22 protein-coding genes are annotated in these 25,033 nt (G+C 41.3%); 3 read left to right on the plus strand and 19 right to left on the minus strand.

All coding sequences use genetic code 11. The features are described 5' to 3' along the window. Positions 1–47: 47 nt before the first annotated feature. Positions 48–563, plus strand: coding sequence for a peroxiredoxin (locus EKM98_RS00625; RefSeq protein WP_125979730.1), 516 nt, complete (start codon positions 48–50; stop codon positions 561–563). A gap of 74 nt (positions 564–637) precedes the next feature. On the opposite strand, the gene EKM98_RS00630 is transcribed toward EKM98_RS00625, so the two are convergent. Genes EKM98_RS00630 through EKM98_RS00640 form a run of 3 tightly spaced genes read right to left on the minus strand, consistent with a single transcriptional unit; the run spans position 638 to position 5,134 of the window. Next, the gene (locus tag EKM98_RS00630; RefSeq protein WP_125979732.1) at positions 638–2,725 is read right to left on the minus strand and encodes a glycosyltransferase family 39 protein; all 2,088 of its coding nucleotides are present in this window, start codon (positions 2,723–2,725) and stop codon (positions 638–640) included. 4 nt (positions 2,726–2,729) lie between these two features. Beyond that, the gene (locus tag EKM98_RS00635) at positions 2,730–3,845 is read right to left on the minus strand and encodes an acyltransferase (RefSeq protein WP_125979734.1); all 1,116 of its coding nucleotides are present in this window, start codon (positions 3,843–3,845) and stop codon (positions 2,730–2,732) included. Beyond that, positions 3,842–5,134 (minus strand): glycosyltransferase 87 family protein, encoded by a 1,293-nt coding sequence (locus EKM98_RS00640; RefSeq protein ID WP_164512639.1) that lies wholly within the window; start codon positions 5,132–5,134, stop codon positions 3,842–3,844. The genes EKM98_RS00635 and EKM98_RS00640 overlap by 4 nt, the downstream gene beginning before the upstream one ends. A gap of 203 nt (positions 5,135–5,337) precedes the next feature. On the opposite strand from EKM98_RS00640, the gene EKM98_RS00645 reads away from it, so the two are divergent. Continuing rightward, positions 5,338–7,386 (plus strand): glycosyltransferase family protein, encoded by a 2,049-nt coding sequence (locus EKM98_RS00645; protein ID WP_125979738.1) that lies wholly within the window; start codon positions 5,338–5,340, stop codon positions 7,384–7,386. 111 nt (positions 7,387–7,497) lie between these two features. Here the strand turns inward: EKM98_RS00645 and EKM98_RS00650 are convergent, their stop codons facing one another. The 16 genes from EKM98_RS00650 to EKM98_RS00725 all read right to left on the minus strand — a co-directional run bounded on the left by EKM98_RS00650 (position 7,498) and on the right by EKM98_RS00725 (position 23,919). Next, positions 7,498–7,947, minus strand: a complete 450-nt coding sequence (locus EKM98_RS00650; RefSeq protein ID WP_125979740.1) for a hypothetical protein — start codon at positions 7,945–7,947, stop codon at positions 7,498–7,500. 463 nt (positions 7,948–8,410) lie between these two features. After that, positions 8,411–9,667, minus strand: coding sequence for a phosphoribosylamine--glycine ligase (gene purD / locus EKM98_RS00655; protein ID WP_125979741.1), 1,257 nt, complete (start codon positions 9,665–9,667; stop codon positions 8,411–8,413). Between the two features lie 17 nt (positions 9,668–9,684). Then, the gene (purH, locus tag EKM98_RS00660; RefSeq protein ID WP_125979743.1) at positions 9,685–11,214 is read right to left on the minus strand and encodes a bifunctional phosphoribosylaminoimidazolecarboxamide formyltransferase/IMP cyclohydrolase; all 1,530 of its coding nucleotides are present in this window, start codon (positions 11,212–11,214) and stop codon (positions 9,685–9,687) included. 1 nt (position 11,215) lies between these two features. Then, on the minus strand, positions 11,216–11,800 hold the full coding sequence (purN, locus tag EKM98_RS00665) for a phosphoribosylglycinamide formyltransferase (protein ID WP_125979745.1): 585 nt from the start codon (positions 11,798–11,800) through the stop codon (positions 11,216–11,218). Continuing rightward, entirely contained in the window at positions 11,801–12,814 is a 1,014-nt protein-coding gene (purM, locus tag EKM98_RS00670; protein WP_125979747.1) for a phosphoribosylformylglycinamidine cyclo-ligase, read from the minus strand. Further along, positions 12,801–14,261, minus strand: a complete 1,461-nt coding sequence (purF, locus tag EKM98_RS00675; RefSeq protein WP_125979749.1) for an amidophosphoribosyltransferase — start codon at positions 14,259–14,261, stop codon at positions 12,801–12,803. The genes purM and purF overlap by 14 nt, the downstream gene beginning before the upstream one ends. Beyond that, positions 14,246–16,465 (minus strand): phosphoribosylformylglycinamidine synthase subunit PurL, encoded by a 2,220-nt coding sequence (gene purL / locus EKM98_RS00680; RefSeq protein WP_125979750.1) that lies wholly within the window; start codon positions 16,463–16,465, stop codon positions 14,246–14,248. The genes purF and purL overlap by 16 nt, the downstream gene beginning before the upstream one ends. After that, positions 16,458–17,141, minus strand: coding sequence for a phosphoribosylformylglycinamidine synthase subunit PurQ (gene purQ / locus EKM98_RS00685; protein ID WP_125979752.1), 684 nt, complete (start codon positions 17,139–17,141; stop codon positions 16,458–16,460). Before purQ ends, purL begins: the two co-directional genes overlap by 8 nt. Beyond that, positions 17,138–17,401, minus strand: a complete 264-nt coding sequence (purS, locus tag EKM98_RS00690; protein ID WP_125979754.1) for a phosphoribosylformylglycinamidine synthase subunit PurS — start codon at positions 17,399–17,401, stop codon at positions 17,138–17,140. The genes purQ and purS overlap by 4 nt, the downstream gene beginning before the upstream one ends. Beyond that, positions 17,401–18,132 (minus strand): phosphoribosylaminoimidazolesuccinocarboxamide synthase, encoded by a 732-nt coding sequence (gene purC, locus EKM98_RS00695; protein WP_125979755.1) that lies wholly within the window; start codon positions 18,130–18,132, stop codon positions 17,401–17,403. Before purC ends, purS begins: the two co-directional genes overlap by 1 nt. Before the next feature lies 1 nt (position 18,133). After that, positions 18,134–19,267 (minus strand): 5-(carboxyamino)imidazole ribonucleotide synthase, encoded by a 1,134-nt coding sequence (purK, locus tag EKM98_RS00700; protein ID WP_125979757.1) that lies wholly within the window; start codon positions 19,265–19,267, stop codon positions 18,134–18,136. Continuing rightward, positions 19,248–19,736 (minus strand): 5-(carboxyamino)imidazole ribonucleotide mutase, encoded by a 489-nt coding sequence (gene purE, locus EKM98_RS00705; RefSeq protein ID WP_125979758.1) that lies wholly within the window; start codon positions 19,734–19,736, stop codon positions 19,248–19,250. The genes purK and purE overlap by 20 nt, the downstream gene beginning before the upstream one ends. A 709-nt stretch (positions 19,737–20,445) precedes the next feature. Further along, complete coding sequence (locus tag EKM98_RS00710; RefSeq protein WP_125979760.1) at positions 20,446–21,108, minus strand: ABC transporter permease; 663 nt, start codon at positions 21,106–21,108, stop codon at positions 20,446–20,448. Further along, the gene (locus EKM98_RS00715; protein WP_125979831.1) at positions 21,108–22,031 is read right to left on the minus strand and encodes an osmoprotectant ABC transporter substrate-binding protein; all 924 of its coding nucleotides are present in this window, start codon (positions 22,029–22,031) and stop codon (positions 21,108–21,110) included. The genes EKM98_RS00710 and EKM98_RS00715 overlap by 1 nt, the downstream gene beginning before the upstream one ends. Before the next feature lie 14 nt (positions 22,032–22,045). Beyond that, positions 22,046–22,678 carry an ABC transporter permease gene (locus EKM98_RS00720; RefSeq protein ID WP_125979761.1) on the minus strand — a complete coding sequence of 211 codons (633 nt, stop codon included), beginning with the start codon at positions 22,676–22,678 and terminating at the stop codon, positions 22,046–22,048. Further along, positions 22,675–23,919, minus strand: coding sequence for a betaine/proline/choline family ABC transporter ATP-binding protein (locus EKM98_RS00725; protein WP_125979833.1), 1,245 nt, complete (start codon positions 23,917–23,919; stop codon positions 22,675–22,677). Before EKM98_RS00725 ends, EKM98_RS00720 begins: the two co-directional genes overlap by 4 nt. Before the next feature lie 578 nt (positions 23,920–24,497). Between EKM98_RS00725 and EKM98_RS00730 the strand changes: the two genes are divergently transcribed. Continuing rightward, positions 24,498–24,944 (plus strand): Hsp20/alpha crystallin family protein, encoded by a 447-nt coding sequence (locus tag EKM98_RS00730; protein ID WP_125979763.1) that lies wholly within the window; start codon positions 24,498–24,500, stop codon positions 24,942–24,944. Positions 24,945–25,033: the final 89 nt, after the last annotated feature.

Here is a 25,033-nt window from a genome sequence, read left to right on the forward strand (position 1 = left end):
GCTATGCTTGCGTAAAAGGTTTAATAATGAACTTAGGAGGGCCTACAATGCAAATTAACCGTTATGGCAAACCCTTTGCCACTATTGGAACGCCACCCGAAATAGGTGATCTATTACCAAATTTCACGTTAAAAAGTGCAAACGAAGAAACACGCTTAACAACCAAGGATTTGTTGGGCAAGCCATTATTAATAAGCGTGGTCCCAAATATCAATACCCGGGTTTGCACAACGCAAACCATTCAATTTAATCGTGCCAGTGATCTGGTCACAGCGGCACGCTTCGTCACTATCTCAACAAATACTTGTGCCGAACAACTTGATTGGTGCGGAATTAGGGGCGTTACTAGTATGGAAATGCTGTCTGATGCTGATGCCTCATTTGGTGAAGCAATGGCACTCTACATTCCTACCAACGCAACGCTTGCACGCGCCGTTTTCATTGTTGCCCCTAGTGGGAAAATTATTTATCGGGAATTTATGACCGAACAAACTAATGAACCCGATTATTTAGCGGCGTTAAACTTTATTCGCAAATTCTGCGTACTTAATCATTTAGAGTAAAAAATAACGATCTAAAGGCTAGTGAAAACCTTTAAATCGTTATTTTTTTGGTCGTATTTGGAAATTATTTTTAGCTAATCGCCTTTTCGGTTACTTTTAGGTAACCAGATAAAACCAACATCTACTAATGTAATTAAGATGATTAAGAGTGCTAACTTTTTTGCACTGAAAAGTGGCTGTTGCCATTTATTTTCTACCTTAAATAACAAGTACTGGCGGTGCCACTTATTTTGGTTAAGCGGCTTGGCGGCAGGCACTGCATTATAGCTACGACTATCTAAAATTGCTAATTTAATTGTTCTGTGACTGTGATTATATAAAGTCAGCTTATAAGTACCAGCTTTAAACTTATGTTGACTGCTCCAGTTAGTTGCTCTGGCCTTAAGCCGCCAACTAGTTGCCCCGCGAACTACGCGAGCACTGATATCTTTGGTTCCATTATGACGGGGATTTTGAATACTAATTGCATTAGCCGCCTTAGATAGCCAAATCTGTTGTGTCACTTGGTGCCCGGATTTAAGAACATAATTACCGTAATCTTTCGTTTGCTGAACTACCGGCTCACTCTGTGTTACTGGCGCTTCAACAAATCGGCGCGCGCTTAGCATACCGATTGCTGCAACTGCAACGAGTAAGAGGCTTAAACCTGTTTTAAATAGTCTCTTCTGCTGCATAAGTTTCGGGCCCACTAAATCCTCAAACGACAATACCGCTAATTGTTTCAGCCCAAAGATAGCTAATACTAGTAATAATGGGAAAATTAGTAAGACGTAACGGGCCTCAGCTTCCCAAAACAATAAATGGAAACTGAATATACCCAAAATAGTTAGAATAATAAATTTCATTTCTAAATCTAATTGCTTAGGTAGCACACTAAAACCAATAACAGCAATTACGCTAAGTCCTAAAACAGTAACGTAAATAACTTGGTTTAACGAACTAATTAATAGCTTATTAGAGCCGTATAGGTATTGAAATAATTTGCCGTATGAGTGGGCTTGATTGATCGTCTCAGTGGCATCCAAATTGCCATCCGACCACATCAAATTAAGTTTATTTAATAAGTGACCGGCAAGCCCAGCTACACCTTTACTCCGAACACGTGCTTTAATTGTTGTCATTGCTAGTGCTTGCTTCTTAGCGTAAGTTGGCTGTTTTTGGATCATACCTGTATCAGCATGACTACTTGAGCCTTGTGTTCCGTAATTCAGGCCCATCATTGTCCAAGTGAGTAAAGGCATTTTTTTGCTTTGTGGCTGCTCGTAGCCAACTGTGGCCTCCAAATGTGGAGTGGCCGCAACGCCAACGCCAAAAAGAACTAAAAGTAGCGCAATGGCGGTCACGGTTTTTCGCCACCCCTGCCGGTAATGGTCACCAAGCAAAACTAAGATCGTCGCAATAAGTAATACACCATTATTACCCTTTAACCAAAAACCAAGCCAAAGTTCAATTCCTAATATAATCAGTAAAATCCAGCCACGCTTATCCGCTTTAAAATAACGCTCTAAAAGCCATAAGGTCAGTACTGGAAATAAAAGAGCAACCCCATCTGTATAGAAAAATAATGCATAACCATAAAATGGAAAATAAATTGCGGCAAGTATTAATAAAATTAGTGCATAGGGCTGACCCCACCGGTGGCTAACCCACGACCAAAGTAAACCAATTGTCAGATCAATCCAAGCAAACATGACTAAATTTAACCCAAGCCAACCATTAATATGTAACAACTTAAATATTGCTAATAATCCATATTCCACCATCGTAATTGGCACATTATTTTGGGCCAATTCATGAAAATAGGGAATCCAGTGGCGTGAACCATTGAGTAAGTTAACTGCCTGAAAACGAATATCCATGCCATCATAAATATTGTCACCAATAACTCGAAAGGCCAAAAAGAGCTGCACACCAATGCTAATTAACACCACAATCCAACCAATCAGCCGAATTAATCGTTGATTTTGCCGGTTTAGCCAGCGAATTAATTGAACTAAAACACTAATCAGTGCCAGTACACTTAGTAAAATTAGTAGTGGTCCAAAGCGTAACACGTGATGAAATGCATCGGGAATTTCCGCCAAGGCAACCACACTAATCATGGTAAGTAGAAACCCGGTTAAGCCTAACAGAAATGGCCAAACTATTTTTTTATCTTTCAATTTTTCACCGTCCCAACAATAACCAACGATCAACAAAGCTCAATTTACTTAAAAGATACGTCAATAAATAACTGATAATGATTAGGCAACCCCAAAGGGCAAATGTCTGTTGTGTCAGTGTCATACCAGCAAACCAACCTAACTTTTCAATCACTAATTGGACCATTCGGTGAATTAGAAAGACGCCTAGAGAAAGCTGCGCCGTTGTGTAAAAACAGCGCCGCAACCAAATTGACGTAATTTTCCAGCGACTACCCCAAGCAACTATAGCAGCAGCACACGGCAACAAAAGAATGTATTCATAGGGCATGTTTAGCTGACCGCCATTAAAGCGAGTATAATCCGTAAATTGAAAAGCATACTGCGTATACATAATTAACCCAGTCGTTATTACCGTAAAGAGTCCCAATAAACTCGTTCGCCATTTTTCAAATGCACCAGTACGGATCAAATAACCGGCAAAAAAATAGGTTGCGCTACGAGCGCCAAAATAGGAAAGATCAAGCTGCGAGGCAGAGAATCCCACCTTGCCAGCCGCATTTAAAAATAAGTTAATTGTTGGAATCAACATCGTCTGACTGATTACTAACAAATAGATTGCCCACAGTCCCCGCCGCGGAAATTGATGAATTGCCCGGGAAATAAATGGGATTGCCAAGTATAGCCCAAGAATTGCCGGCATAAACCAAGCATTCCACATGAAATTACCTAAATTATTAGGATTACCATTTTGCCGGGAAATGAACGTTAAATCTTCCAACACTTGCAGAATACCTGTTGGTCGCTTCAGTAAAAGTTTGAGAAATACATCATAGATCAACACCCAAGCAGTAAAGGCAATAGCCATTGGCAACACTTTTTGGCGGTAAAACCGCTGAATAGCTTGCTTATCTGAATAAGTTCGGTCTAACAACAAATAACCCGATAAAATGAAGAAAATTGGCACACCAATATGCCCTAACGCAACTAACATTGAATTAATTATTTGTCCCGTTGGTGAAAAACGCTGAAACGAAATATGCGCGGGAACTGCATGACTGAAAACGGCCAACAGTATCGCCAAGGTACGCACGGCATCTAGACCTGGATTACGCTTTAGAACTTTTGCTTCGGTTATCACGCTAACCGCCTCTTTTCGCCGTCATGATATTCTTTAAAGCAAAACAAACCTACCATAAGCAAGAAAATTAACGTGTTAATAATACCACCTAATCGAATAAGATGAACGTAACGAAGCGGTTGCATATTCAAATAAACAGCTAAGTAAAATCCGGCCTGGTTAACAAACGTCCCTAAAGTCAAAACAGCGTACCAACTTAAATCTCGATTCGTCAAAGTCGCCTTATTCGCTGAAGTTAATAACAGTAAAATAATAAAGGCCAACATGCTTAATTGGTAGCGTTCATGCTGCAACATGGTGAAAAAGAAAATTAGACCGCTATAAATGGCGCCCACGTATTCTAGGCCAATTGCACGAACACGCTTTTTTGCCACTAACCAGTACCAAACACATAGAGCAAGTACAATCAAAACAAGAATTAGCGTATTTAGATGGCCGTACGTTAACCAACCAACAATGTGGTCAGTTGTTCGTAACTGCTTATTCCAAATTCGCGCCTTTAACGCCCCTGCCCAAAAATTAAAGCCATTTTCCACAATATCGGCATACTGTGTTGTCCCGCTACCAAATACCTTCAACGGTAAAAAGATCGTTTTCATATTAATCATAAAAGGTAGCCAACCAACTAAATTAATTCCAATAATAGTGCCAACTAATTTTAAAACTTTCTGCCACTTAACGTGACTTAGAAGTTCTAATCCAAAAATTGGAACTAAGTAAACAAATTGAAGCTTTGTTAGGCAGCCTAGCGCAAACCAGATACTAGCCAAATAATAACGTTCCTGTTTTAAATAATAGAAACTAACGACAATAAAAAAGATCAACGCTGAATCCAGCTGACCCCAAAAAGCAGCGTTAAACCAAATACTAGGATTCAATAAGATTAAACCACTTAAAAGTAAGCCCCAAACTGGTCGTTTGCTTTTCCAGTAAACAAAGCCTGCAGTCAACCACTGAAACAGCATTCCCAATCCTTTAATCAGTAAAAAGGATGTTGCTAAACGCAAACTGGATCCAGCCGAGATACTCAGGCCAAAATGATTGATTAGCTTGCCAACTGGCCACAACAGAGTTGGCATTAATGGCGGGTAGTTAACCTGATAGGTACCCGCAAACTGTGGTCGGTACATTCCCGCCCATTGGTGTGCTGAAATTTGTGCCCAAGGAAAGTTATACGTTAAAATATCCAGCTTGCCCCAGAACACCGCCGCACAAACTGACTCAATAATAATTGCGCTAAACAACATCGTGATAAATATCGCGTTAGCGTGAGTTTTTTTAAGCTCCACAACTATGTACCTCACTTCACAACAATTTTTATCAAGCATACCACAATCACACTATCGATAGAATTTCATTAACAAATTAATTTGGCCGTGAATTGATAAATAATTTCATTCACGCGTATAATAAATTTTATTAAGAACTTATCAACCTTTTTTCTGATCAAATCCGTTTGCTCAATCATTAAACTATAAGAAGGATCGTCCTTATGCAACTTACCCTACGTCGCTGTGTTGCTGGTATTACAGCACTTTCACTCATTATAATAATAGTTACTGCCCTAACTTCGCCAATCGATCGGCAGGTACATTTGGCCTGGCTACCAGCCTTAGCGCTACTCATTTTAACGTTAAGTTTGGGGCTACTTTTTCTGGCTTATTTAAAATTGAATTTGGTTAAGCCACGAATAATCCATATTTTATTAATCATTAGTACATTGATTGCGCTACTAATCCAAGTCTGGTTAAGCTTACACATTGTGGCCATGGGGTCGTTAGATCCGGCAGCAATTCGTTTACAAGCGGCTGCTCTTGCACAAGGCGGGCAGCACTGGTTCCGCTATTTTTCTTGGTACCCCAATAACGTCAATATCACTTTAATTTTGGCCGGTTTAATGAAATTAACTGGCCAAGTTCAAGGTAATGGATTTGGTCATTTTTTAAATTTGATCGGTTTCATTCACATCGATGGCACGATTCTATTAATCTGGTGGTTCTTAAAGCGCCACCGTGGTCAGCTTTCTGCCAACATATTTTTGATTCTTAGTCTTCTTTTCGTTCCATTTTATTGGTACGCCTTAGATTTTTATACAGATATTATTGTCATTATCTACCCAACACTATTATTAACTTGCGTAGATTTGGCCGCCAATAGTCGGACAAAAAAACGACGACTTATTTGGCTGACCTTAGGATTTCTTTTCTTTACCCTCGGTTACTTAATTAAAGGCAACACCATTGTTTTCGGCCTTGCTGCTTTGTTTGCGTGGGGACTCAGCCGCCCAACTAGTCGACGTCTAATTGGTCAATTAATTTTAATGGCGATCATTGGTGGCTTACTTTTAATTGCTGGTGGCCACCTCACTCAGCAATTGGCCAAAACAACTGGCTACGCGCCAAATCCGGCTAGTGAATTTCCAACTACTTCATGGACCTTAATGGGATTGAATCCACAATCCTTTGGTGCCTATTCACAAACGGATATTGATCAAACAACTCGCCTTGGTTCTGCAACCGCAAATCAGCGGGCAGTCAATCAGGCGCTTAAAGCGCGCTTGAAACAACTAGGCTTTATTGGCCTGCTCAAACAATTCCGCAAAAAAATAATCACGATGTGGTCTACAGGTACCGTGGGCGCTTTTCTTTGGCCAGATCATTTTAAGCAGGTCCCAAAAACTTACCTTAAACATCAGGCCGCCTTCCAAACGATAGTCGCTAATTTCACACAAGTATTGTACTTATTTAGTTTAACTACTGCTTTAATTGCAACACTGTTGGAAATCCGTAATCCCCACTTTGATCAACTACTATTACAGTTAGGCTTCCTTGGCATACTTTTTCTACATCTTTTCTTCTGGGAAGTTGAAGCGCGCTACGCTTTACTAGTCATTCCATTTTTGCTGGCATTGGCGGCCAGTGGTGCACCAAAATTGGTTACCCAAGTTGCACTGCTTAAACCACAAAAGAAAATTAATTTCAGTTTGCTTCTTGTGCTGCTGGTTGCTAATCTTGGGCCATTCTTATTAACTCGATCGTGGTCACGGCCACAATCGATCAGCACTCCCGTTACCAACCAATCAGTCCCAGGTTATTTTCAAATGAGCCAACTTACACTAAAACCCGGGCAACACCTAACGCAGCCATTGCAGATTTCAGAACGTTTTAATACCATTAACTGTTCTGATATTGCCAAAACAGGCACGAAAGTCCGGTTAACCTTAATCAAAAATTCACACGAAGTTGGCCAAGCGCGCTATCCGGGATTAATCACTAGTCCTGCGTACTTGGCAGCTGGACAGTACCAACTAAAACTAAAGAATGTCAGTCAACAATCAGTGGCCGTGTCAGTAGCTCACAGCCCAATTATTCGGTTAACTACTAATCCAATAGAACAGGCGCCCAATTATTACTTTAAGTTCTCAGTGACTTCACAGCAAAATCGGCCGCTAGTCAATCGTTCAGCGCGCTTAATTATTTTATTAACGATAGAAATTTTGTTGATCGGTTCTGGCTACTACTTATATTATTCAAAAAAATAGAACCCTAAAATAGGGATTACGCCAAAAATTGAATTTTGGCGTAATCCCTATTTAGACTTAGAACTACTTTAATGATAACAATAATTTTTCGGTAAATTATAGCCTGATCCTTTATTCCAAAACAAACATTTGGTCAATTAAATGTTTGAGCTCTTTTTTAATAAAACCGGCATCCTTGTATGAAAGTTGGAATAAAGTAGCATCAGGTTGCTCTCCTGATCCAAATTCCTTTTGTAATTCCACCGCATTTCGGTATTCATTTTCAATCATTTGTTGTTGTGCTTCCAACTTAGCCGGAACCAAGTCATTCATGTGTTCTGCATCAAAGCCCACAATCAAATTCCCTTTGCTATAGCTAACATGTGTCACTCCGCCATGAACGTCAAAACTAGCCCAGTCGGCCAACCGCGATTTTTCGTAGTAAACGTTGGTTTCTGGAATAGTGACGTAGCCGTACATGGCGCCCAGTTTATTTTGGCGAATTGTAGCCTTATAACCATGATAAATAAATGTTTTTTCTTTTGGTTGCTGATTCCAGACTCCTTCAGGTAATTTTGACATAGCTCATCCTCCTCATCCAAATGACAAAAAAGAACCGCGAACCAGATCGATTCGCGGATTGATACTTGCGGAAGACTACTTCCGAGACCAATTTTATAGTGTAATCCTTACTACACGAAGCTTTCGGAATAACCTAGTTCTGCAACTAGCGCCGTTACACTACCTCAAGTAGTACGATACGTTTGTTATTCCTATTCGCCAGAGCTAACTTGAGCACAACGCTGATCGTTACTAACCTACCAATCTCACGTTGGCGCCTTGCAGTGATGATAATCATCACCGTTAATTAGTCTCTCCATCTTCCTTAACTGTAATATAGCATGAATTGGAAACGGATACAATCAATATGCTAACACAAATTTTATTAAGGCCTAGAATTCAATAATAACTAATAAATTAGCCAATTAATGAGATGGGCCTACCTCCATTATCGTTGTAACTGTCACACCACAATGCTCGTCACTTATTTACCAAATAGACTCTGAGTAGTTCTCAAGCCTCTAAATCCGATATCTTTGCGGTAGTAAAACTTGGCCAGTTTTAACTGTTCAAGTTGTTGGTAGGCCTTTTCTTGGGCGCTCGCTAAATTTTTTCCGTGCACGACTAATGTAAAAATACGTCCGCCCGCATTATACAATTGACCATTTTTGGCCGTTACGTTTGCGTAATAGACATTTTGCGGTAATGGCGGTAGCGTTAAACCTACTTGTGGCTTTTGGGGGTACCCTGGTGCAGCAACGACCACCCCTAAATAACTTTCTGCCTTTTGCCACTCAACTTGAGGCAATTTACCGGCAATTAAGGCCATAATTAATTGATAAAAATCACTGCGTAATTGCGGCAAAATGACCTGGGTTTCTGGATCGCCTAATCGTAAATTATATTCAATTACTTTTGGTCCAGCAGTAGTTGCCACACAACCAATATAAATGACACCTGCAAAGGTCAGTTTATTTGCCACTAAACCGGCCATTGTTGGTTGCACAATTTGCGTTAATGCGCGCTGGTACATAGTGGTTGGCATCTGCGGTAATGGTGAGTACGCTCCCATACCACCTGTATTGGGTCCTTTATCACCTGCGCTAAGTTTCTTATGGTCTTGGGAGAGCGGTAAGAGAACCGTTTGGGTGCCGCCAACAAATAACATTAACGAAAATTCTTCCCCACTTAAATAATCCTCAATTAATATTTCGGTGGCGTGTTGCAATCCTTTATGAATAACCGCTGCAAGCTCGGTACTAGCCCTAACAATTGTCACCCCTTTACCACCCGCCAAACCATTCTCCTTAACCACTAGCGGTAGTGAACGTTCTTGAGCATAACTTAACGCCTGTGCTTCATCGCTAAAGGCACGAAAATTTGCCGTTGGAATATGTTGCTGCTGCATAAATTGTTTCGCAAATTTTTTTGAACTTTCCAATTGGGCTGCGGCCTTATGCGGACCAAAAATAGTCAATTCTTGCGCCTGAAAATAGTCAACAATCCCAGCAGCCAATGGTTCTTCTGATCCAACAAATGTTAAATCAATCGCTTGGGCCTTGACAAACTCTGCTAAATCAGCAAAGGCAAGCATTGCAATATCGACACAGTTAATACCATCCCGCTGCATGCCAGGATTTCCCGGTGCACAGTAAACCGTCGTTACTTGCGAACTCTTTAGAAAGGCCACACAAATCGCGTGTTCCCGCGCTCCTGAACCAATCACAAGTACTTTTGCCATCTGCGTCCCCACCTTTACTAATGTCTGAAGTGACGAATGCCCGTCGTTACTAAAACAATTCCCCATTTATCGGCCATATCAATTGAATCTTGATCACGAATACTACCACCTGGTTGAACAATCGCCTTTATACCATGTTTGGCAGCGTAAGCTACACAGTCATCCATTGGGAAAAAGGCGTCAGAGGCCATAATCGCGTTTTCATAACCGGCCTTAGGCATTGCCTTTTGAACGGCAATTTTAGTAGAATCAATTCGGTTAGGCTGACCAGAACCAATGCCTAAAGTTTGCGTGTCCGTGGTCACAACAATGGCGTTACTTTTAACGTGTTTCACAATGTGCTGCCCAAAGGCTAAGGCCGCCAACTGTTGCTTGGTTGGTTGCTTTTGGCTAACAACTGTAAAATCAGCCGTGGTGTCGACTTTTTTATCAACTTCTTGTATTAAAAGACCACCACTAACGGAAATAGTTTCAAATTGATCAGCTTGGTCCTTACGACTAAAATCAGCCTGTAGTAAACGAACATTTTTCTTTTTGGCCAAAATGGCGTAGGCTTCATCGCTAAACGAAGGTGCAATAATGATTTCCAAAAAGAGTTCGTGCATTTTGCTAGCAGTTACTGCGTCAACTTCACGATTAACCGCGATAATTCCACCAAAAATCGACATGGTATCTGATTCGTAAGCCTTGTCCCAGGCTGCACTCAATGTAGTAGCAACACCAACTCCACAGGGATTCATGTGCTTCATTGCAACCACAGTCGGCCGTTCAAACTCACGAATCATTTTCATTGCTGCATCGGCGTCTTTAATATTGTTGTAGGACAATTCTTTACCGTGGAGCTGCTTAGTGACCACTGAATAGGCTGATGGAATAGCATTTTGATAAAAAGCGGCCTTTTGATGACTATTTTCACCGTAACGTAATGCCTGCTGTTTCTCGTACGTCAGCGTTAACTGTTGGGGAAACTCTTCAGTTGTGAGGTAATTAGCGATCAATGCATCATAAGCCGCAGTATGGCGAAAAACTTTGGCCGCTAACTGTTTACAAAAATTCTGATCAACGGTTCCTGCTTGTAAAGCTGCAATTACTTTAGTGTAATCGGCCGGATCAACAACGGGGATAACGCCAGCAAAGTTTTTTGCCGCAGCCCGCAACATTGATGGTCCACCAATATCAATTTGTTCAATTGCCTGTTCCTGGGTTGTTGTTGGTTTTTCAATTGTTGCTTTAAATGGGTAAAGATTAACCACGACGAGGTCAATTGGCACAATCTGTGCTTCTTTTAGTTGTTGCATGTGATCAGCGTTATCACGTTTGGCCAAAATACCAGCATGAATGTTTGGGTGCAATGTTTTTACCCGCCCGTCTAACATTTCAGGGAAGCCCGTTACGGTTTCAACCCCAGTGACAGCAATTTCAGCCGCTTCTAGCACTTTTTTAGTACCCCCAGTTGAAACTAATTCATAACCTAACTGCAGCAACTGTTTGGCAAAATCCACCAAGCCTGTTTTATCTGAAACACTTAAAAGAGCTCTCTTCGTCAATTTAAATCTCTCCTTCATTTAATAATTGTTCAACCACTTGCGGGTATAACTGGTGCTCAGTTGTATGAATTCGTTTAGCCAACGAGGCAAGATCATCTTGCGGTAAAACCTTAACTGTTCGTTGAGCAATAATCTTACCCGTATCAATTCCAGAATCAACCCAGTGAATCGTCACCCCAGTTGTTGTAACGCCTGCAGCAAAGGCATCTTCAATACCGTGCCGCCCAGAAAAGTGCGGTAACAAGGCAGGATGAATATTGATAATTTTACGTGGGTAAGCAGCAAGCAAGGTGGGACCAATAATCCGCATATATCCGGCTAACAAAATAAAATCAATCCGTTTAGCCTGTAATTGTTTAATAATTTGCTGCTCGGCGGCCGCTTTATTAGAGTATGCTTTAAAATCGACCACCAAACTTGGTACCTTTTCTTTTGCTGCTCGGCGTAGGACGTTAACTGCTGGGTGGTCGCAAATAAGTAATTCAACCTTTAAAGGTAAATTTTGCTGGCGAAAGGCTGTTATTAGGGCCGTAAAATTAGTTCCTTCACCAGATGCAAAGATTGCAATATTCTTTTCTTGTTCCATTTACTTTTGCTCCTGTAGGATAACTTTTTGCTGACCCGTAGTAACTTGACCAATTTGTAAAACTGGCTGTTGTTTTTCCGCTAGTACCTGCTTAACTTGCGCCACATTTTCAGGGTGAACGGCTAACACCATCCCAATTCCTAAATTAAACGTACTGGCAAGATCAGTAAATGAAAGTTGACCTAAACTAGCTAAGTCCTGCATAATTCCAGGAAGTGTCCAAGTTGAGCAATCAATCACTGCATCAAGGTCAGTCGGTAAAATTCGCGGGACGTTTTCCAACAAACCACCACCGGTAATGTGGGCAATCCCACTGATTAAATTTTGCTGAACTAAGGGTAATACCGCCTTAACGTAAATTTTAGTGGGCCGTAATAATTCATGGGCTAAATCCATTTTGCAGTGCTGTAATTGGGCACTTAATTCAAAGTGATGTTGCTTAAATAAAATCTGCCGAACGAGACTAAACCCATTTGAATGAAGTCCCTGGGCCGGCAAGCCCAGCAGGATATCACCTAACGCCATTTTTGCAGGTTGCATTAGTTGCTGGGCCTCAGCGATCCCCACCGCAAAACCAGCTAAATCATAGTGGCCAGCGTGGTACATGTCTGGCATTTCGGCGGTTTCACCACCAACTAACTGAACTTGTGCGTCTTGGCAACCAGCAACAATTCCCGTTAAAATCGCCTGGGTTTGTGCCCGCTGCAAATGACCAACACCTAAGTAGTCTAAGAAAAATAGCGGTTGCGCGCCTTGGGCCACAATATCATTAACACACATTGCAACTAAATCAATCCCAATTGTGGCGTGTTCCTGAGCCTTTTGGGCGATTAATAGTTTAGTTCCAACTCCATCCGCACCGGAAACCAAAACCGGCTGTTTATACCCAGCTAAGTCTAAGGGAAAAAGGCCGCCAAATGAGCCCAGGGCTTGATTACCAGATAATTTTTTTAAATCAGTGACGACTTGATTGCCCGCCGCAATATCGACGCCAGCTCTTTTATACGCATCCATTGAGTTCACCTCGTTCATGTGCCAATTGTTGTTGTTCCGCATCATATTCTTCTTGGTAATCGTAAAGTGGTGTTGGATAATCGCCATTAAAATAAGCAACGCACAAACCATGATTTGGTGCAGTGGATTTTAAATTAATTGCCTTGATTAAATTGGCGGTACTTAAGAAGGCCAAAGAGTCACAGCCAAAGGTGGCGGTCATTTCGGCAACACTTTGGTTGGCGGCAATTAATTCGCGCGCAGTTTGAATATCAATTCCGTAAAAACAAGGAAAGCGTAACGGTGGTGACGCAATTCGTAAATGAACTTCCTTGGCACCGGCATCCTTTAATAATTTAACAATCCGGCGACTAGTTGTTCCCCGAACAATCGAATCATCTACCAGCACAACTCGCTTTCCTGCAACTACCCCTTTAACCGCAGATAACTTTAAAAAAACACCCTGTTCGCGTAATTCTTGCGTTGGTTCGATGAAAGTTCGGGCTGAATATTGATTCTTAACCAAACCAATTTCATAAGGTAGCCCACTTTCCTCAGAGTAACCACTGGCCGCCGAAAGGGAAGAATTGGGAACACCGATAACCATATCCGCATCTGCTGGGTGTTCTCGGGCCAAAAGCTTACCCATTCGTTTACGGGCAGAATGAACGTTAACACCGTAGATTTCCGAATCGGGACGAGCAAAATAAATGAATTCCATTGAACAAATAGCCAGTTCCGTTTTATTAGTGTACTGTTCTATTCTTAGGCCGGCCGCGTCAATAATTAAAAGTTCCCCTGGATGAACATCACACTTAAAGGTGGCACCCACAACATCCAGCGCACAAGTTTCGCTGCAAACAACGTAGGCGCCATTGATCAACTGACCAACCACTAACGGTCGAAAACCGTTGGGATCCAGTGCCGCGTATAGGCGATCCTTCGTGAGTAATAAGTAGGCAAAACCACCTTTAATTTTTCGCAAGGCGGATTTAACCTGCTCATCCAAAGTGGCTGCCTTACTACAGCGAATTAGGTGCATTAAAATTTCACTATCCGAACTAGAATGAAAAATTGCCCCACTTGCCTCTAAATCTTTTCTTAAAGAAATTGCGTTAGTCAAATTACCATTATGCGCCAAAGCAAACTGTGTATCGCTAAAATTAAACGGCAACGGCTGAACATTTTCTAACGTATTAGCTCCTGCAGTTGAGTAGCGGACATGGCCAATGGCAGCAGTTCCGTGCAAATCGTTAATCTTTTGCTGGGACGAAAACACATCAGTTAACAAACCTAAACCACGTTCAGTACGTAACTTTCCTTGTTCATTAACCGTAATACCCGCACCTTCTTGACCACGATGTTGCAGTGCAAATAAACCAAAATAGGTTAATTGGGCCGCGTCCGGTGTTCCCCAGATACCAAAAACGCCACACTCTTCATTAAGACTCTTCACTTCAGACTGCATGCCAAAGCTCCTTCCCATAATCTTTTGGCTTCAGAAAGTGCCAGCTTAAATTCGCCATCAGTTGCTGCAACAAAGAGTTGCTGCTGGTTAGTTACCTTCCCAAGAAGTGTTGCGTCACGGCCCATTAATTGTTCAAAACCCAATTTATTTTCTGGTTTAACTGAAATCAGAAACCGACCTTGCGTTTCGGCAAAAAACTGTGCCGTGGTTAACGTACTACTCAGTGCCACACCTAAATCTTTACCAAAACAGCTTTCGGCAATCGCCACAATTAGGCCACCCTCAGAAATATCGTGAGCACTAGCAATTAGGCCTTGCCGGTTTGCACGTAAAATTAATTGTTGAATTCGCTGTTCTTCATCTAAATTAAAGGGAAAAAGCTTGCCGCCAATTTTGCCAGTCAATAATTTTTGAATTTCCGTGCCATTAAAATCATTACCAGTTCGACCAACAACGTAAACATTATCGTTGGCCTGCTTAAAGTCCTGCGTCGTAATCTGGTTTAACCCTTTGATTAAACCCACCATGCCAACCATTGGTGTTGGGTAAATAGCAACATCGTTAAATTCATTGTTTAGCGAAACATTCCCGGAAATAACTGGGGTATTAAACACTTTACAGGCCGCCGTCATTCCCATAACTGCTTCATCCAATTCATAAAATTGATCAGGTTTTGTTGGATTACCAAAATTTAGACAATCAGTAATGCCCAACGGAACGCCACCAGTCGCCACAATATTACGTGCGGCTTCAGCAACAGCCATTTCGCCGCCCACATAGGGATCTAAGTAAAGGTAACGGCCGTTAACATCAGTGGTCATTGCCAAGGCCTTGTCGGTATGGCGAATTCGCACGACGGCCGCATCAGAACCTGGCTGAACGATTGTATTCGTTTGAACCTGCGTATCATAAGTTTCGTAAATCATTTTTTTAGACGCAATCGTCAGTTGTTGGAGCATTTGCCTCAAAATTTGAGTTGGTTCTGTAATGTTTGGTGAAAACTGAATGGCTGCTTGTTGTAAAATATGCTCCGGGACAGTCTTTTCACGGTGATAAACTGGTGCAGCAGTTGCCAGCGAGTCCACTGGCACATCCGCTACTATTTCACCATGGTGACTCAATTGGTATTGATGGCCAGTTGTGACCTGCCCAATAACGGCGGCAGTAAGTCCATAATCATTAAATAGATCTAAAATTTCATTTTCACTGCCAGACTTGATACAAAGCAGCATCCGTTCTTGTGATTCGGACAACATTAATTCAAAAGCAGTCATATTGGCTTCACGTTGTGGGACTAGATCAAGGTCCAGGGTCATACCACTACCGGCCTTGGAAGCCATTTCGGCGGATGAAGAAACTAGCCCAGCAGCGCCCATGTCTTGAATGCCGACTAATGCATCCTGATGCTTATAGATAACGTCTAAACAGGCCTCCATCACTAATTTTTCCGTAAATGGATCACCCACTTGAACAGCGGAACGTTGGCTTTTATGTTTAGAATCAAATTGCGCCGATGCAAAGGAGGCCCCGTTAATCCCGTCACGACCAGTTTTTGCGCCAACGTAGATAATACTGTTACCTACGCCAGTTGCTTGACCTTTTTCACGATTAGTTAAATCCATCAAACCCACACACATAACGTTTACTAAAGGATTAGCAGCGTAAGTTGCATCAAAAGCTGTATCGCCACCAACCGTTGGTACCCCAATACAATTTCCGTAGGCAGCAATTCCGTCAACAATCTGGTTAATTAGATATTTATCGTGGGCAGTTTTAGGTTCATTGAAACGTAAACTATCCAATAAAGCAATTGGCCGGGCCCCCATTGAAAAGATATCCCGTAAAATACCACCAACGCCTGTAGTTGCACCCTGAAATGGTTCAACTGCCGACGGATGGTTGTGACTTTCGGCCTTAAACACAATTCCCTGGTTATCACCAATATCAATAATTCCCGCACCTTCGCCAGGTCCTTCAACGACTTGTTTGGCCTTGGTCCAAAATTTCTTCAAAACTGGTTTTGAATTTTTATAGGAACAGTGTTCGCTCCACATACCAGAATACAGACCTATTTCGGTGTAAGTTGGTAAGCGTTGTAAAATTTTCGTCGTAATTAATTGATATTCAGCATCCGTCAACCCTAAACCTTGATAGTACTTCGTAGCTTGGATTGCTTCTGGTGTAAGTTCCACTGTTTCACTCATGAATTAGCCCACGCTTTCTTACCGAATTGACTAACGAGCTGAAAAGTTCGCGGCCTGAAGTAGAACCAAGAATTGCTTCTACTGCACGCTCTGGATGGGGCATCATACCCAAGACATTACCTTGTCGGTTAGAAATCCCGGCGATATCTGCAACACTACCGTTAGGATTATTTTGATAGGTGAAAATAATCTGGTTATTTTTTCTTAATTCCGCCAAAGTTGTTGGATCACAATAATAATTGCCGTCACCGTGCGCAATGGGTAGTTGAATTGTTTGTTGCGTTTGGTAATCAGTTGTAAACATCGTTTGATTATTCGTAACGACTAAATCAGCAAGTTTACAAATAAACTTGGACTGTTGATTTCGTTGCAAACTACCAGGTAATAACCTGGCCTCAGTTAATATCTGAAAACCGTTGCAGATACCCAGTACAGGTTTCCCGGCCGCCGCAAACCTTTTAACGGCCGACATAATCGGCGCCAACTGCGCAATTGCCCCACTACGTAAATAATCACCGTAAGAAAACCCACCAGGAAGTAACACGGCGCTGTAGTCACTCAAATCGGTGGCCGTAGACGGAACTAATTCTGCTTGCTCCTTAACTACGTCCTCGATTGCGTAAACTAAGTCCATTTCGCAATTGGAACCGGGAAAGGCAACAACTGCGAATTTCATTCTGCCACCGCCAATTCTTCAAGTTGATAGTGGTAGCTTTCCATGTTCACGTTAGCGAGTAGTCGATCGCAAATTTCGTCTACTTCTTTTGCGGCCTGCTCCTTAGATTGCGAGCCGGTCAATTTCAATTCAAAATATTTACCCAACTGGACGGAAGTAACGTCCTGATAACCTAAACGCAACAAGGCCGTCTGAACCGCCTGTGCCTCAGGATTCAAGATTGAACGCTTATAATTAACGTGGATTTTCGCTAAATACATTAGTTATGTCCCTCCACTTTCTGCAAACGTTGCAAAACAGTTTTATAAACGGGAACCAAGTCACCTAAACCTTTACGAAAAACGTCTTTGTCTAGGGATTCTTTAGTTTTCTGATCAACTAAACGACAACTATCCGGTGAAATTTCATCCGCTAAAATGATTTCACCGGTTTGATCCAGGCCAAATTCAACTTTAAAGTCAATTAACTCAATTTGCATTGCGGCAAAAATTGTTCGTAAACGTTGGTTAATTTTAAGTGCCAGGTTACGTATTTGGTCTAATTGTTGCTGTGTTGCAATATTTAGCGCCTTGATTTGCGAATCATTAATAAATGGATCATCTAATTTATCACTTTTATAGAAGAATTCTTTGACCGGTTGTTCAAATTTCAGTAAATGGTCAACCGCAAATTTGCGTTCGAAACTACCAGAAGCAAAATTGCGAATAACTACCTCTAACGGAATTATTTGTACTTTTTTAACTAGTTGATTATTGGCGTCAATTTGTTTGATGAAGTCATTGGGGATACCATTTGCCGTTAGATCAGAGAAAATCAAACTGGAAATCTGGTTATTCGTTGTCCCTTTATCAGTCATTTGGACTTTCTTTTTACCATTTAAGGCCGTGACTTGATCCATGTAATGAACCCAAACAACATCCGCAACGTTAGTGGCAAACATTTCTTTGGCCTTACCGCGATACAATAATTCCTTTTTCTCGTAATCCACCATATTAATCGTCTCCCTTTAATGCCTGCGTACTTGCCAATAATTGTTCAACGTTATCGCCTAAAACAGTGATGTGGCCTAATTTACGTTGCGGCCGAATCGCATCTTTACCATAATCGTGAAAGTGCCATTCTGGATGATCGTCTAAAAGCCGCCGAGCCTTGGTCAAATCAGACCCCAAAAGGTTAGTCATTACAGCCGTTCTTTCTTGTTCAATTGCCGGAATAGGTAGGCCACAAATACTACGAATATGGGCCTCAAACTGAGAAATATTACAGGCCTCAATGCTGTAGTGCCCAGAATTATGGGGGCGTGGCGCCAACTCATTAATTACCAGATGCTGTTCATCAAGAATAAAAAATTCGATACCCAAAACACCGCGTAAATTTAATTCGGTCGCAATCTTAACGGCGGCCGCTTTAGCCAATCCCGCGATCGTTTCGCCAAAGCGTGCTGGTGCAATCGTGGTGTGCAAAATATGGTGCTTATGAAAATCTTCCACTAATGGAAAAGTAATAATTTTACCGGCCGCAGTTCGCGTGACCATCATGGCCGCTTCACCAATAAACTTTTGCCGCGCTTCAAGAATACAGCCCGCTTGTTGATAAAGCTTTGCAGCAGCAGGTAAATTCGCGGCTACATTAAGATCAAGCTGTCCGTGGCCATCGTAGCCACCTGCGGCCGTTTTTAAAATTGCCGGATAACCGATTTGATTAATGGCGGCCGTCAAACTTTCGCTATCAGTGACGGCGGCAAAATTAGTTACCGGTAGGCCAGCCGAACGTAGAAAATTTTTCTCATTCAATCGATCGCCAGTGATATGTAATAATTCAGTTCCTTGTGGTAATTCAGTTACCGTCTGGGCCTTAATCAAGGCCTGCTCATCAACATTCTCAAATTCATAGGTTAGGACCGCACTGCGCCGTGCCAATTCCATTAAGGCTGCTGTATCAGTGTAGGCGGCCTTAATTTGAAAATCGGCTACCTGACCGGCTGGTGCATGGGGCGTTGGATCGAGAACACCAACTTTATACCCCATTGCCTTGGCACTTAAAGCCATCATCTGGCCTAATTGCCCACCTCCGACAATTCCAATCGTTGCTGGTGGCAAAATTACTTTAGTTGAATTGCTGTTCACTGGTAATCGCCTCCTGCCGCTGCTGTTCCTTAAACGCCACCAATTTAGCCGTTAACTTGGAATCATCGATCGCCAGAATTTGTATGGCCAACAAGGCCGCATTTTTCGCCCCTGCCTCACCAATGCTGACAGTTGCAACCGGAGCACCAAAGGGCATCTGAACAATTGATAATAAAGAGTCAACACCATTTAATGTTCGTGTTTTTATTGGAACACCAATTACCGGTAAGGTTGTATTTGCCGCCAACATACCTGGTAAGTGGGCGGCACCACCTGCTCCAGCAATGATAGCCTTTAGGCCCTTAGTTACGGCATTACTACCATAAGTGTACAGTTCATTTGGCATTCGGTGAGCAGAAATAACGTGCTTTTCGTAGCCAATTCCAAACTTATCCAACCAATTGCAGGTCAATTTCATCGTTGACCAGTCCGAAATCGATCCCATAACAACGCCAACATCATTCGTCATTAGTTTGTCTTCCTTTCTAACTAAAAGCCTTTACAGGTTTATAGTTCAAATAATACTTAACATTTTTGCTTTGTCAACACTAAATAGTTCGTATTTTATGTATTATTGCATTTTTCATTATAAAGCAGTCCCTAGTTACTTAGCTAAGCGGTGAATAAGGCCTTAATCCGAACGTTTAGCTAATAAAAAATTTATTTTATTTCAAACTACATAATTGACTTTCAACATCCAGGCAACCTTCTATAGGAACCAAAAAGAGGCCAGGACTTTTGTCCTGGCCTCTTACTATTTTCGATCATTGCTCTAGAACGTGCGCCAAAAGTCTGGGTTCACGTGCCTAACGGAAGTGTTTAAAAAACGATTAGATTCTACTTCACAATTGGGGATTATTAGCCTAGACCGCTAATAATCTTGATGCTACGAACGATGGCCATTCTTGTGGCAAAATTCGTGCCGCAAGAAACATGGCTCTGAGGATTACTGACGTTGTCGATCGGACTAGGATAAAACAAAGTCCGAGTCGCAGCCTGAACAGACGAATTACCTTTGAAAAAGGTGATTTGGCTGTTGTAGCTAACCGCAGGAATCTGTTTTTTCAAACACGACTACAGCCAATCCAATAACCATAGTACGGTTATTGGATTGGCTTACGTTACGCAGTGAACCCAAAACCGACTTTTGGACCACTCCCTTAAATTTAAACATTCATTTATTGACTAGTTTTATTTGTTGGATCAAATTTTCGTTCAAAAAAGCCAAGTACACTATCAGAAATAATCGCCATTAAGGCGGTTGGTAGCGCACCTGCTAAAATAATTGCCCCACCATTTGTGGCATTGGTTCCACGAATAATAATATCACCTAAACCACCAGCACCAACGAAAGAACCAATGGCGGTAATCCCAATAGCTAATACTAGCGCATTTCGAATACCGGCCATGATGACTGATAAGGATAGCGGTATTTCAATTAATCGTAAAATCTGAACCCGGGTCATCCCCATACCTTTACCGGCATCTAAAACATCAGCGTTGACATTTAACATCCCTGTATAAGTATTTTTGATAATTGGCAATAATGCGTAGAGAAAGACCGTCACGATAACCGTATTAACTCCAAGCCCAAGTGCCAACATTATGAGCGACAACATTGCTAACGATGGCACGGTTTGAATCACGTTTGCAATTCCAATCACCCAACCACTGAGTTTACGATGTTTAGCAATAAAAATACCAATTGGAATGCCAACAATCGCCGCAAAAACAACCCCATAAATTGAGATTAAAAAGTGCCGATCAAATTGACTGAGGACGTACATACCATTGTGGGCAAAGTAATAGAATAGTTGTTGAAAAATATTCATATTTTGCATTAATTTTGTCCCCCTTCAAAATAATTGTTGTCTTTCAAGAACTTATTGGCCACTGTTGCTGGTTCCTGTAAATTATTATCAACTTGATAATTTAAACGCTGCATTGTCTTCAATGGAATTTTACCGTCTAAACGTTTTAAAATTGGTCGCAATTGTGGATTCCGCTTCAACGCCTTATCGTTGGCAACTACACTAGCTTGATAAGGTGGGAAAAACTGTTTATCGTCTTTTAACAACTTCAAATTATAACTACCAATTCGACCATCGGTAGAATAACCTAAGATAGCATCCATCTTATTACTAGCTAAAGCGTTGTAAACCAAGCCAATTTGCATTGGGTAGACGTGACCAAAACTGAAGCCGTACGCCTTTTGGAAGGCACCGTAACCATCAGCCTTACGATTCATCCAAATTTGATCAATCCCAACCTGCATTTGTGGTGCAGTCTTTTTCAGATCACTAACAGTATTTAAATTGTGTTCTTTGGCGTACTTTTGCGTCACCATAAATTGATAAGTATCAGCAAAACCGTAACTTGGGAAATAAGTCATGTGGTATTTCTTTTGAAAATCGCGTTTTACAGTAGTTGCGATTACCTTAGGATCTTTAGTCGCCGATTTTTTCAAAATTGTTTGGTAATCTGTACCGTTAAATCGAATTGCAGTTAGATCAGCCTCATCATTTTTTTGAGCCTGAAAACTAACGGTGGCCGAACCAAGGTTATTAATAACGGTGGTATCTAAATTAGAATAATGTTTAATCATCCCTTGAATAATTGCCGCCATAATTTGTTGCTCAGTTGTGTTTTGAGCAGCAATCCGTACAGTATCATCAGAAGTGCCACCTAAACCAGGTAAACTACAACCACTTAGGGTAACCACTAAAGCCACGAGGGGTAAAAACAACTTGATAACACGTTTCATTCTCTTTGTCATCATTAACCCTCCTCTGTTGTCTTTGGTGTTAGTAACAGTTCCAGCCGGCCTAATAGAAAGTCAACGACTAGGGCCAAAATAATAACTGGAATTGAACCACCAAGAATTAGGTCAGAACGATATAGATTTAAGCCATTGAAAATGAAATCCCCAAGGCCGCCAGCACCAATATATGAAGCCAACGCCGTCCACGCGATTACATAGGTGGCGGACAGGCGGACACCCGCCATGATCACCGGTGCGGCCAAAGGCAACTCAACGCGCATAATTGACTGAAAATTGCTCATTCCCATTCCTTTAGCGGCGTCCCGTAAGGTTGGATCAACATTCTCCATTCCTAAATAAGTATTCCGTAGAATGGGTAACAATGAGTAAATAAACAACGCAACAATCGCCGGTTTGGCACCAATCCCAAAAATAGGAATCATCATTGCTAGTAGTGCCATTGCGGGAATTGTCTGCAAAACACTGGCTAGGCCAATAACAAAACCAGAAATTCGTTTGTACCGCGTTAAAACAACTCCTAGTGGAATTGCAACGATCACACCAAGTCCCAACGAGATCCCTGAAATGTAGATATGCTGCCAAGTCTTAAATATAAGTTGAGAGCCAAATTGATTAAAGAAGTTGATCATTTCTGATCACCATCCTCCGTTGTTTGCGTTACTTCGGCCTGTGATTCAGTCTTACCTGCTTCTTTATCTGGGTTATCTTCTGTTTCTTTTGTTTGACCGCTATCGTTGGAATTACTCTTGTCGGCCTCGCCCCATAAAGCATCATAAACTATATCCACTAAGGTAGCTCGCGTTACGATTCCGATTAATTTCCCGTCATCATCGATAACTGGAACATTTCGAAAACCACGTTTTAAAATCCGATCAACAGTATCGCGAATAACGGAATCCTTCCTAACATAAAAAACATTGCTATCCATGATATCGCCAATTCGTTTACCTGAGCCGTAGTAATGGTTCAAACGCTCAATACCAACAAAGCCAGTCAGTTTACCCTCGTTATTAGTCACCAACAAGGTATCAACACGTTTTGTATGCATTTCACCTAAGGCTTGCTTCAAAGTCTGATCTTCCCGTGCAGAAATGGCCTTTGTAGCCACTTGCCCAACCGTTGTGATACTTGGCCGTGCCTGAATTAAGCGATCTTGACCAATTAAGTCGGCAACAAATTTATTGGCGGGATGCCGCAAAATGTTGTCTGGTGTATCTACTTGAACTTGCTTACCATAAGACATGATCACAACCCTCGTTGCCAAACTCAATGCTTCATCCATATCGTGGGTTACAAAAATAAAGGTTTTACCGGATTTTTCCTGCAAATCCTTAACCAAATCCTGCAGTGATTCACGCGTAATCGGGTCTAAGGCACCAAATGGTTCATCCATTAAAATAATGTCCTGATCGGCCGCTAAAGCCCGTATAACACCAATCCGTTGTTGTTGTCCACCAGATAATTCAGAAGGATAACGATCTAAAAATTCTTCGGGCAATTCAACTAGTTTAATCATCTCTTTAGCCCGTTCATTACGTTTTTCAACGGGCCATTTAAGTAATTTTGGAACTAACGTAATGTTGTCCCGAATTGTCATATGGGGCATCAAACCAACGTTCTGAATAACATATCCAATTTTACGCCGTAATTTAACTGGATTCATTTGTGCAATATCTTCACCATTAATTTTAATTGTGCCAGAAGATTGCTCTAGCATCCGGTTAATCATTCGCATCGTTGTTGTTTTACCTGAACCGGAAGTGCCAATAAAACAAATAAACTCTCCTTTTTCGACCTCGAGATTGAAATCGTCAACGGCAGTTTTGCCACCCGGATAAACTTTGGTTAAGTGTTCCATTGATAGTAACATACCTTTACCATCGCCTTCGCTTAGAATTTGAATCATGTTTAAATGCTAACAATAGTAGACCCCTTATTGCAAAAGAATATGAGGATCACATGAGAATTAAACTATAAAACAGCTTATTATCTAGCACGTGCCAAAATTATTTTTACAAAGATACTGCGCAAAATTGGCCTAAACGCGTCTAAAAAAGAGACCACTACTATTTCCCGCAACAACTAGGAAGTGTTTGGAAAAATACACATGAGCCTGCTTTTTCAAACACATTTATCCAAAATTAGTCAGGTAACTGCTAGTAAGGGTGTTTTCCAAACACGATCTAGATAAAAAAAACAATACTCAGTAAATAGTCTACCACTATAATAAATTTATATAAGCTATTAACTATAATACCCATGACAATTTAATTCAAATGAAAATTTTTCTGTCACTTAATATTTTTTGTGCTAACTGGTTTACATTTGACCAATACTGACTATAATAGAATTTGTAAGCTGATAAGGAAGTACAACAGCTTAAAGGTTGGTGCAAAACTTACATTTTGTGCCACGCATAATTAAATTTTGAAAAGGGGAGTCTTTTTTATGGCAAATGATATGATGGATCGTCAGTATGATTTAATGGATACAGGTGCAGATCGTTTCTTCGATCGTTTGGCACATAACTTCTTTGGCAATGCATTTTCATTTCCAAGTGAAGCTGCCAACGCTATGAAAACAGATATCACTGAAACTCCAGCGGCCTACGCAGTTACAATTGATTTACCAGGCTTAAAGAAAGAAAATATCAACATCGATTATGATCATGACATCTTAACCGTAAGTGGCAAATTGGAACACGGCAAAAACGAGACTGATAAAGACGGTGCCATTATTCGCAGCGAACGTCAATATGGTCAATCTAGTCGCCAATACCGTTTACCAAATATTGATCAAAAGAAGATCACTGCAAACTACGATGGTGGTGTTTTAAAGATTAACTTACCAAAATCTAGTGATCAAAACAGCGAACACAAAATTGAAATTAATTAGCATGAGTTTCAAAAAACGTTTAGGCTCTGAAAATTAATTAAAAATAAAAATCGGTACGACGAAAATAGAAATTCCGTCGTACCAATTTT

The organism is Loigolactobacillus iwatensis, assembly GCF_003950295.1.
Taxonomy (GTDB): Bacteria; Bacillota; Bacilli; order Lactobacillales; family Lactobacillaceae; genus Loigolactobacillus; species Loigolactobacillus iwatensis.

Coding starts and splice junctions, on each gene's coding strand:
- EKM98_RS00715 (WP_125979831.1), bottom strand. CDS start 22,031: ATGAAACGTGTTATCAAGTTGTTTTTACCCCTCGTGGCTTTAGTGGTT.
- purS (WP_125979754.1), bottom strand. CDS start 17,401: ATGTATTTAGCGAAAATCCACGTTAATTATAAGCGTTCAATCTTGAAT.
- purF (WP_125979749.1), bottom strand. CDS start 14,261: ATGCAGTCTGAAGTGAAGAGTCTTAATGAAGAGTGTGGCGTTTTTGGT.
- EKM98_RS00625 (WP_125979730.1), top strand. CDS start 48: ATGCAAATTAACCGTTATGGCAAACCCTTTGCCACTATTGGAACGCCA.
- purN (WP_125979745.1), bottom strand. CDS start 11,800: ATGGAACAAGAAAAGAATATTGCAATCTTTGCATCTGGTGAAGGAACT.
- EKM98_RS00720 (WP_125979761.1), bottom strand. CDS start 22,678: ATGATCAACTTCTTTAATCAATTTGGCTCTCAACTTATATTTAAGACT.
- EKM98_RS00650 (WP_125979740.1), bottom strand. CDS start 7,947: ATGTCAAAATTACCTGAAGGAGTCTGGAATCAGCAACCAAAAGAAAAA.
- purE (WP_125979758.1), bottom strand. CDS start 19,736: ATGACGAATGATGTTGGCGTTGTTATGGGATCGATTTCGGACTGGTCA.
- purL (WP_125979750.1), bottom strand. CDS start 16,465: ATGAGTGAAACAGTGGAACTTACACCAGAAGCAATCCAAGCTACGAAG.
- purC (WP_125979755.1), bottom strand. CDS start 18,132: ATGGTGGATTACGAGAAAAAGGAATTATTGTATCGCGGTAAGGCCAAA.
- purQ (WP_125979752.1), bottom strand. CDS start 17,141: ATGAAATTCGCAGTTGTTGCCTTTCCCGGTTCCAATTGCGAAATGGAC.
- EKM98_RS00725 (WP_125979833.1), bottom strand. CDS start 23,919: ATGTTACTATCAATGGAACACTTAACCAAAGTTTATCCGGGTGGCAAA.
- purM (WP_125979747.1), bottom strand. CDS start 12,814: ATGGATGCGTATAAAAGAGCTGGCGTCGATATTGCGGCGGGCAATCAA.
- purD (WP_125979741.1), bottom strand. CDS start 9,667: ATGGCAAAAGTACTTGTGATTGGTTCAGGAGCGCGGGAACACGCGATT.
- EKM98_RS00730 (WP_125979763.1), top strand. CDS start 24,498: ATGGCAAATGATATGATGGATCGTCAGTATGATTTAATGGATACAGGT.
- EKM98_RS00645 (WP_125979738.1), top strand. CDS start 5,338: ATGCAACTTACCCTACGTCGCTGTGTTGCTGGTATTACAGCACTTTCA.
- EKM98_RS00710 (WP_125979760.1), bottom strand. CDS start 21,108: ATGCAAAATATGAATATTTTTCAACAACTATTCTATTACTTTGCCCAC.